General features: G+C 32.5%; 9 protein-coding genes. All 9 read left to right on the top strand.

What is annotated here, in order from left to right:
* Nucleotides 1-1,445 (top strand): motility associated factor glycosyltransferase family protein (locus ACTB1H_RS07925; RefSeq protein WP_463262308.1); only part of this gene is annotated, 1,445 nt, incomplete at its 5' end.
* Between the two features lie 82 nt (nt 1,446-1,527).
* Nucleotides 1,528-1,812 carry an ArsR/SmtB family transcription factor gene (locus ACTB1H_RS07930; RefSeq protein ID WP_463262309.1) on the top strand — a complete coding sequence of 95 codons (285 nt, stop codon included), beginning with the start codon at nt 1,528-1,530 and terminating at the stop codon, nt 1,810-1,812.
* A gap of 11 nt (nt 1,813-1,823) precedes the next feature.
* Entirely contained in the window at nt 1,824-4,310 is a 2,487-nt protein-coding gene (locus ACTB1H_RS07935; protein WP_463262310.1) for a DsrE/DsrF/DrsH-like family protein, read from the top strand.
* Nucleotides 4,311-4,440: 130 nt separating this feature from the next.
* Nucleotides 4,441-4,986 carry a rubrerythrin family protein gene (locus ACTB1H_RS07940; protein WP_463262311.1) on the top strand — a complete coding sequence of 182 codons (546 nt, stop codon included), beginning with the start codon at nt 4,441-4,443 and terminating at the stop codon, nt 4,984-4,986.
* Between the two features lie 49 nt (nt 4,987-5,035).
* Nucleotides 5,036-5,599: a DUF5317 domain-containing protein gene (locus tag ACTB1H_RS07945; RefSeq protein ID WP_463262312.1), complete on the top strand. Its 564-nt coding sequence runs from the start codon at nt 5,036-5,038 to the stop codon at nt 5,597-5,599.
* A gap of 49 nt (nt 5,600-5,648) precedes the next feature.
* On the top strand, nt 5,649-6,857 hold the full coding sequence (locus ACTB1H_RS07950; protein WP_463262313.1) for a CapA family protein: 1,209 nt from the start codon (nt 5,649-5,651) through the stop codon (nt 6,855-6,857).
* Between the two features lie 60 nt (nt 6,858-6,917).
* Complete coding sequence (gene cdaA / locus ACTB1H_RS07955) at nt 6,918-7,745, top strand: diadenylate cyclase CdaA (protein ID WP_463262314.1); 828 nt, start codon at nt 6,918-6,920, stop codon at nt 7,743-7,745.
* On the top strand, nt 7,729-8,946 hold the full coding sequence (locus tag ACTB1H_RS07960) for a CdaR family protein (RefSeq protein WP_463262315.1): 1,218 nt from the start codon (nt 7,729-7,731) through the stop codon (nt 8,944-8,946). Before cdaA ends, ACTB1H_RS07960 begins: the two co-directional genes overlap by 17 nt.
* A gap of 11 nt (nt 8,947-8,957) precedes the next feature.
* Nucleotides 8,958-9,311, top strand: a complete 354-nt coding sequence (locus tag ACTB1H_RS07965) for a hypothetical protein (protein ID WP_463262316.1) — start codon at nt 8,958-8,960, stop codon at nt 9,309-9,311.
* The last annotated feature ends 9 nt before the right edge of the window (nt 9,312-9,320 follow it).

Raw genomic sequence — 9,320 nt, forward strand, 5'->3', positions numbered from 1 at the left:
TTATTGATAGGGACTCATTTTCAAGAGAAATAGAGAATATAATTAGGTTAAATAGAGATAGTTTAACAATTTTAGAGTTGCCCTCATATAAGTCATTTTATCCTGATGAATATCAATTTTTTATTGAAACTATAAAATCTAGCATTAAAAATAGAAGAAGCAATATAATAACAGAATATTCCTTTCAGAAACGTTGGATAATTAACTCCATGAAGAACTTTAAGCATGTGTTAAATACTCCAAATGTGATAGTAGAAAATAAAGGAAGATTTAAAGACAAACCAGCTATATTAGTAGCAGCAGGTCCATCGTTAAATGAAGAAATAGAAAATATTAGAAAAATAAAAGAAGAAGGACTAGCATATATATTTAGTGTTGGTTCAGCCATAAACACATTGATTGCAAACAATATTTATCCTGATGTAGCAACAACCTATGATCCCACTGAGCACAACCAAAAAGTTTTTTTGAAAGTAAAAGAGCAGAACATAAATGATATTCCACTTATATTCGGTTCATCTGTTGGATATGAAACCATAGAAAATTATCCTGGTAAACTTTATCATATGATTACATCGCAAGATAAAGTATCAAATTATTACTTAGACAATGAAAATACAGAGCCTATAGACATAGTGCTAGATGCTCCAAGCATTGCCGTGGTTACGCTTCAGTTGCTAAATTATCTAGGATTTAATCCAATAATACTTGCAGGACAAAATCTTGCTTATGTAGGTACAAAACAGCACTCAGAAGGTGTGTTTTACAGCAATGACTTATCAGATGAAGAATTAAAAAACGCCCTTGAAGTCAAAGATGTTTACGGGAATACAATAAAGACAAATAATGGATACAATTCAGCGAGGCGACAAATGGAACTGTATATAAAGCAACTAAAAAATTTAACTGTTATCAATACAACTAAAGGTGGGGCAGACATTGAAGGAGCTCCATTTATGGAATTAGAAAAAGTGATGAATAAATATTTAAATGTAAAACTCGTAAAAGATAAATTTTTAGAGAATTGGGATTTTCACTATGACAAATCAAATTTAAAAGATAAATCAAATAGAATGGATATATATAAAAATGAAGCAGAAACAATAATGAAAGAATACTATACATTATTAGATAAAATGGAAAACTTGTTAAAAAACAACAACACAAAAGAACTCCAAAATATGTACAATCTGCTAAATTTAACAATCGACAAAATCGAAGAAAATCCATATTTTAATACTTTTATTCTTCAGATGAATCGCCTCTATCATCAGCTATTATCTGAAGAAATTAAGATATTAGCAGAAGAAAAGAATCTACGAAAGAAAAATGAGAAATTAATAAAAGAATATAGAATTTTTATGGATAGATGTAAAAGTGATTTTGAATTAATAAATCCTATATATGAGGAGCTAAAAGAAAATATTTTAGAGTATTGTAAATAATTAAGTGGCAAAAGCCACTTTTTTCTTGACATAAATATTTATATATTCTAATATTAGAATATATAAATAGAGGAGGAAACTGATGGAGATTGATAGAAAAATATTTAACGAAAAAGCAGATTTGCTAAAACTAATAGCTCATCCCATAAGACTATGCATACTAAAAGGACTGATTGAAAATGGAGAGAACAATGTTTCATTTATGCAAAACTGCTTAGATGTTCCACAGTCGACAATTTCTCAACATTTGGCAAAACTGAGGACTGCGGGGATAATAGAAGACAACAGGCGAGGCAATGAAGTGTATTATAAAATTAAAGATGATGAAGTAATAAACATAATAAAATTGTTATTCAATGAAAAATAGGAGGAAAGAAAATGGGTAAAAAAGTATTGATTGTTGGTGGTGTAGCAGGTGGAGCAACTGCTCTAGCAAGGCTTAGAAGACTTGACGAAAGTGCAGAGATAATTTTATTTGAAAGAGGCGAATATGTATCGTTTGCTAACTGTGGTTTGCCATATTACATTGGTGGGGAAATCCAAGAAAGAGATCAACTCCTAGTTAGCACACCAGAGAGTTTAAAAGTGAAATTTAATGCAGACATAAGGACATCAAACGAAGTCTTAAAAATAAACAGAGAAGAAAAAACAGTTGAAGTTAAAAATCATAAAACAGGCGAAATATATAAAGAGTCATATGATTATCTAATTCTTTCAACAGGGTCAAGCCCATTAAAGCCACCTATTCCAGGTATAGATGCACCAAATATCTTTAGCCTTTGGACTATCCCGGACACAGACAAGATAAAGGGATATATCGACACAAACAAACCAAAATCAGCAATAGTAGTAGGTGGTGGGTTTATAGGACTTGAGATGGCTGAAAATTTACACGCACAGGGGTTAGAAGTCTCCATTGTAGAAATGCTTGATCAAGTAATGGCACCAATAGACTTTGAAATGGCACAAATAGTACATGAGCATTTAAAATCAAAAGGGGTAAAATTACATCTTAAAGATGGCGTGTCATCTTTTTCTTATGAAAATGGGAAAACTACTGTAACTCTTCAATCGGGAGAAAAAGTAATAGGTGACATGGTAATACTTTCAATAGGAGTAAGACCAAACAGTGAATTAGCTAAAGAAGCTGGACTTGGAATAAATCAAAGAGGTGGAGTTATTGTAGATGAATGGTTAAAGACCTCTGACGAATCAATATATGCAATAGGAGATGTAATTGAAGTAGTTGATTATATAACTAAAAATAAGACAATGGTGCCACTTGCCGGACCTGCTAACAAACATGGAAGAATTGCAGCAAACAATATTTTAGCAGACTATAAAGAAACATACAAAGGAACTCAAGGCACAAGCATTGCCAAAGTGTTTGATTTGACAGTAGCCAATACTGGAATAAATGAAAAGAATTTAAATAAACTTGGAAAAGAATACAAAAAAGACTATCAAATAGCTCTTATTCATGTAAATTCACATGCAGGTTATTATCCAGGAGCATTACCAATGACAATCAAACTTATATTTGACAATGATGGTAAAGTATTGGGTTCACAAATAGTAGGATATGATGGAGTAGACAAGAGAATTGATGTAATAGCAACTGCAATTAGATTTAATGCAACAGTTAAAGATTTAATGGAACTTGAACTTGCATATGCACCTCCTTATTCCTCTGCTAAAGATCCTGTAAACATGGTTGGATTTGCTGCAGACAATATATTAAGAGGTTTGACAGAACAAGTGCTTTGGAGAGAATTAGACACTTTAGATAAAACAACTCATGTATTATTAGATATAAGAGAAGATGTTGAAAGAGAACTAGGGTTTATTGAAAATTCAATTCACATACCACTAGGACAACTTAGAAATAGATTAAATGAATTGGACAAATCAAAAACCTATATAGTATATTGTGCAGTAGGCTTAAGAGGTTATATTGCAGACAGGATATTAAGACAAAATGGATTTAAATCACTAAATTTAGCTGGTGGATTTAACACATACAAGACTATGTATATGCAAGACAAAATGGACAACGAACCAAGATCTTTCTCTGATTCAGGGGTTGTTGAAACACCAAAGAAAGAAGAATATATTGGAGAAACATTCAAATTAAATGCATGCGGTCTATCATGCCCTGGGCCAATCATCCAAGTAGCTGAAAAGATGAAAGAATTAAATAATGGAGACATACTAGAAGTTCAAGCAACAGACCCAGGCTTTATAAATGACATAAAAGCATGGTGCCAAAACACTAAAAACACATTTATATCGGAAGAAAAATTAAAAGACAGATGGGTAGTAAAGATAAAAAAAGGATTGGCACTCTCTGATATAGTTAAAGATGAAAAAGGCTTTATGGAAGTAAATCAAGGCAAAAAATCAAAGACATTGATAGTCTTTAGTGGAGATTTAGATAAGACAATAGCTTCATTTATAATAGCAAATGGGGCCAGAGCGATGGGCAATGAAGTAACAATGTTTTTCACATTTTGGGGATTGAATATTTTAAGAAAACCTGAAAAAGTAAAAGTTGAGAAAAATTTTATAGAAAAAATGTTTGGAATCATGATGCCAAGGGGTACAAAAGAATTAGGGCTATCACGAATGAATATGGCAGGCATGGGTGGAAAAATGATCAGAAAAGTAATGAAAGATAAAAACATTCAATCCGTAGAAGAACTTATGGACTTAGCAATCAATTCTGGAATTAGAATAATTGCTTGCCAAATGAGCATGGATGTAATGGGGATAAAAAAAGAAGAACTATTTGATGGCGTTGAAATAGGTGGAGTAGCAACATACCTAAACGCTGCCGATGAATCAAATGTCAATTTGTTTGTGTAATAATTATTTTTAAATTTGCCCTAGACTTAAAAATATTTTTGGTGTATACTATTTATGCAGAGAAAAATTGTAATCATTACAATTTTATCTTTGCATAAATAAATATAAAAAATACAAGGGGGTAATATTTATGAACGCAATGACACAAGAAAATTTAAGATCTGCATTTGGAGGAGAAAGCCAAGCACATATGAGATATAGAATTTGGGCAGACAAGGCAGAAAAGGATGGCTTTCCAACTGTAGCTAGATTATTTAGAGCAACATCAGATGCTGAACAAATTCATGCTACATTCCATTTTAATGCATTAAGAGATATCGCGGGATCTTTCTCAGTAACATCAGGCGGAGGATTTGGGTTAGGAACAACTTCACAAAATCTTCAAGGCGGAATCGATGGAGAAATGTTTGAGGTAACTCAAATGTACCCTGCTTACATAGCAGTAGCACAATTGCAGGGAGAAAAAGAAGCTGAAAATGCTATGAAATATGCAGTAGCAGCTGAAAAAGTACATGCAGAACTTTACACAAAAGCTAAAGAATATGTAGACCAAGGAAAAGACTTAGATGCAAAAGTTGTAAAACTTTGCCCATCATGTGGATTTATAACAATCACTGGCGAAGAAGACAAATGCCCACTTTGTGGAGTATCTAAAGACAGGTTCATAGAGTATTAATAATTAGAGCGCTTTTAAAAGCGCTCTTTAATATATATGGGGTGATTTCATGCTTTTAGAAGTAGTTTTAATATCATTCATAATAGCACTAGTAAGAGGCGGAAGTTTAAAAAAATTAACTAATTTACATATTGATGGTATAGGCTATATGCTAATAGGTGTAATTATTTATTCTTTCTCTATAAGATATATAGCAAATAGCAATAGTGAATTTTCGACATTGCTTTTTTCAAATCTTCCACTTATATACATATTATCTTTTGGATTGATATTGTTTGGGCTATATAAAAATAAACACATAACTGGCATAAAATTATCAATGGCAGGCATAGTTCTAAATCAAATAGTAATCATATTTAATGGAGGAAGGATGCCAGTCTCTGAAGATGCTTTATTAAGATTAAATATGCTAGATCAATTAAATATACTTAAACAAGATATAGTGATTACTCATACACTCATAGATAGCTCTACAAAATTATATCTTTTATCAGACATAATCCCTGTAAGATATATTTTGCCAAAAGTAATCAGCATAGGAGATATACTCCTTTCTATAGGTATATTTCTAATGATTCAGAAATTTGCAACTTCTCAAGATATGTTGCAGTAATCAAGCTTTAGTTGTACAATTAGAGTATAGATGATTAGGAGCTGATGAAATGGGAAAAAGCTTGAGGTACATAGCTGCATTTTTGATAATATTACTTTTGTCTGGATGCAGTATAAGCTATACTCAAACTGAAGAATTTGATGCCAAACAAAGTGAAAACGTTACCATAGAAGAACCGATATCAACTCAAATAGAAGAAAAAACTATTGAACATATTAAGCCGTATTCATATGCAGAGATAATTTTCGTAGGAGACATAATGCTTCATATGCCTCAGGTTAACAGTGCAAAGACTTCTGAAGGCTATGATTTCAATCCTGTGTTTAAATATATAAAACCTTACATAGAAGATTCAGATCTAGCAATAGCTAATATCGAAACATCCTTTTCTAACAAGGACAAACCTTTCAGTGGATTTCCCCTTTTTAACTCGCCTGTAGAAATATTAGATGCACTAAAATTTACAGGCTTTAATGTGCTTTCTACAGCTAACAACCATGTCCTAGACCAAGGCAGGGATGGTATTATAAAGATGATTGATGAGCTAGAAAAAAGAGAAATAGAATATATTGGAACTAGCAAAGGAGAATATACCCCATATAAGATATTGGATGTAAATGATATAAGGGTAGGTATATTTACTTATGCCTTTTATCTGAATGGCTTAAACAGCAGATTGAATGAAGAAGAAATATCAACTATGTTAAATCTATATGATGAAGATAGAGCGAAGATAGATATTGAAAACGCTAAGAAAGACGGAGCTGAAATTATAATTCTATTTTTACATTGGGGTAATGAATATCAGAAATTAGCAAGCGACTATCAAAGAAATACAGCCTTAAAACTAGCAGAATTTGGTGCTGATATTATTGTAGGCTCACACCCTCATGTCATACAAGATAGCGAAATAATAGATTTAGGCGATAGGAATACATATGTATTTTATTCACTAGGAAATTTTTATTCTAACCAAAGGCAAGAGACTATGGGAAATTCACTTACTGAAGATGGGGCTATACTTAAATTTAGTTTAAAAAAAGACAATCTTTCAGGTAGCACTTTAGTAGAAAATATAAATATAACACCGACATGGGTATATAGAAAGATGGAAAATGGGAAATATGGGTATTATATACTTCCTGTTAAAGATGCCTTAGAAGGTAATCTTGACTTAAACCTACCTGAAAATATCATCGAGAGACTCCAAAGAAGTTATGAAAACACCTTTACTAAACTAAATCTATATAAAAATTGACACAAATAAAATTTATTAATGTATAATATAAGAATAGACTAATACAAAGGATGGTAGCCCATGCAAAGTATAATAAATTCTTTTATAAATATAAGGATAAGAGATATCATAGACATACTCATAGTAGCTTTTGTTTTGTACAGGATACTCATATTGATAAAAGAAACTCGAGCAGAACAGCTAATGAAAGGTATAGGTATACTACTTGTTTTGACAAAATTAAGTGAATGGGCAGAGCTATACACTATAAATTGGATACTTAGCAATGCCATGACAGTAGGAACACTTGCACTATTAATTGTTTTTCAACCTGAACTTAGAAGAGGATTAGAATCACTTGGAAGAAGTAGATTTTTTACAAAATCATTTGTGGATATAAGAACAGAAAACATGGCCAAAGTGGTCGACGAGATAGTTGAAGCAACTGCATCTTTATCTAGGCAAAAAATCGGCGCACTGATGGTATTTGAAAGACAAACAGGTCTAAATGAAATAGTAGAAACTGGAACAAAGATCAATGGCAATGTAAGTGCAGATTTACTCATAAATATATTTATACCAAACACGCCGCTTCATGATGGGGCAGTCATCATAAAGGACAATATAATAAAAGCTGCCGCTTGTTTTTTGCCACTTTCTGAAAGCAGTGCTATATCCAGAGAATTAGGTACAAGACATAGAGCTGCTATAGGCGTAACAGAAAGATCAGACAGCCTTGCAGTTATAGTATCCGAAGAAACAGGGGCCATATCTGTCGCAGAAAATGGAGATATCTCTAGATATATAGATCCAGAAACTCTTAAACAAATTTTGCTCGACATGTATAAACCAAAAAATGGAAGAGAGTCCTTCTTAAAATGGAGGTTCAAAGATGGAAAAGAGGAATAATAATATATCCTTAAAAATTATAACTTTAGTAGTAGCTGTACTTCTTTGGAGTTATGTGATGAGTGAAGTAAATCCTGTTATTAAAAAGGAATTTAGAAATATAACGGTTAATTATTTAAATGTCCAGTCACTAGAAAGGCAAGGCATAGTTATCATGAGCCCTGAAAGTGCCAAAGTAAATGTAGAGATTACTGGGAAAAAGAAAGAAGTAGATCAAGTGCTTGCTCAAAACATTTATGCAGAAGTTGACTTGACAGGATATAGCGAAGGACAGGTTAGAGTGCCAATCACAGTTAAGCTATTGAATAGCACTGCAGATGTTACTGTAAGCAAAATTACTCCTCAAGAAGTACTATTCACACTAGAAAAAACAATAAGCAAACAGATCACCGTTACTCCAGAGATAATTGGCGAATTGCCTGAAAAATATGTGCTTGGAGATGTTTTTACTGAGCCAGAAACCATTATCATCAGAGGACCTAGAAGTTGGGTAAATGAAGTAGATAAAGCAATAGCCACTGTAGATGTAACAAATAAAACTAAAGATTTTATAGAGACTGTGCCTATCAAGTTGATAAACAATGAAGGAGAAGAAGTGTTAGGAGTTGAAAAAGAGCCAAGTTTTGTCAGAGTAAATGTTCCAATACTTCAGACTAAAGAACTGCCAATAGAGCTTGTTATTTCGGGCGATGCACCAGAAAACATATCTATAACAAACATTTTAATAAATCCTAGCACAGTAATAGTAAAAGGATATGATGAGCTAAAAGACTTGACTAAAATAGATACCAAACCAGTAGATATTGACAAGCTTTTAGAAAACAACTCTATAGAAGTTGAATTGGATTTACCTGATGGCGTTGAATTATTAGACCCAACAATAAATGTCATTGTCTCATATACTCTAGAAGAAACGATTGAAAAAAGCTTTGAATATAGAGTAAACGAAATGGAAATCTTAAATGTTCCTTTGGGATTAAAAGTAGATGATGAATCATTAGATGATACAGTAAGAGTAACCATAAGAGGACTAGATCAATATATAGCAAATGTGACAAAAGAGGACTTAACCCCAACAATTGACTTAATCGATTTAGATGAAGGAATACATCAAGTAAGACCTATATGGCCTACTATAGAAAATATAACTATCTCAAAAGTAGAGCCAGAAACATTAAGTATAAATTTAATTCAAAACTAAGGGGGAAATATATGGATAAAAGATTTGTATTAGCGATAAACCCTGGATCTACATCGACAAAAGTATCATTATTCGAAGGGAAAGAAGAAGTAAAATCTAAAAAGCTCGATCATGACAAGTCCGATTTGGAAAAATTCGATCATGTTACTGACCAGTTTTCATATAGGCTCAACGCTATCGAAGACTGGCTAAACGAAGAAAACATAAGCCTCGAATCCCTTAGAGCAGTCGTAGGCAGAGGAGGGCTTCTTAGACCAATGCCAAGCGGAACATATCTCGTAACTGATGCGATGATACTTGACCTTCAAATAGGCATACAAGGAGAACATGCCTCAAATCTCGGGGGGATACTTGCAAAGCATTAGATCGGAAGA

The organism is Soehngenia sp., from assembly GCF_055108775.1.

What these genes read in the sequence shown, in the direction of transcription:
- ACTB1H_RS07935 (WP_463262310.1), top strand. Translation starts at nt 1,824, where the DNA reads ATGGGTAAAAAAGTATTGATTGTTGGTGGTGTAGCAGGTGGAGCAACT.
- ACTB1H_RS07965 (WP_463262316.1), top strand. Translation starts at nt 8,958, where the DNA reads ATGGATAAAAGATTTGTATTAGCGATAAACCCTGGATCTACATCGACA.
- cdaA (WP_463262314.1), top strand. Translation starts at nt 6,918, where the DNA reads ATGCAAAGTATAATAAATTCTTTTATAAATATAAGGATAAGAGATATC.
- ACTB1H_RS07950 (WP_463262313.1), top strand. Translation starts at nt 5,649, where the DNA reads ATGGGAAAAAGCTTGAGGTACATAGCTGCATTTTTGATAATATTACTT.
- ACTB1H_RS07940 (WP_463262311.1), top strand. Translation starts at nt 4,441, where the DNA reads ATGAACGCAATGACACAAGAAAATTTAAGATCTGCATTTGGAGGAGAA.
- ACTB1H_RS07930 (WP_463262309.1), top strand. Translation starts at nt 1,528, where the DNA reads ATGGAGATTGATAGAAAAATATTTAACGAAAAAGCAGATTTGCTAAAA.
- ACTB1H_RS07960 (WP_463262315.1), top strand. Translation starts at nt 7,729, where the DNA reads ATGGAAAAGAGGAATAATAATATATCCTTAAAAATTATAACTTTAGTA.
- ACTB1H_RS07945 (WP_463262312.1), top strand. Translation starts at nt 5,036, where the DNA reads ATGCTTTTAGAAGTAGTTTTAATATCATTCATAATAGCACTAGTAAGA.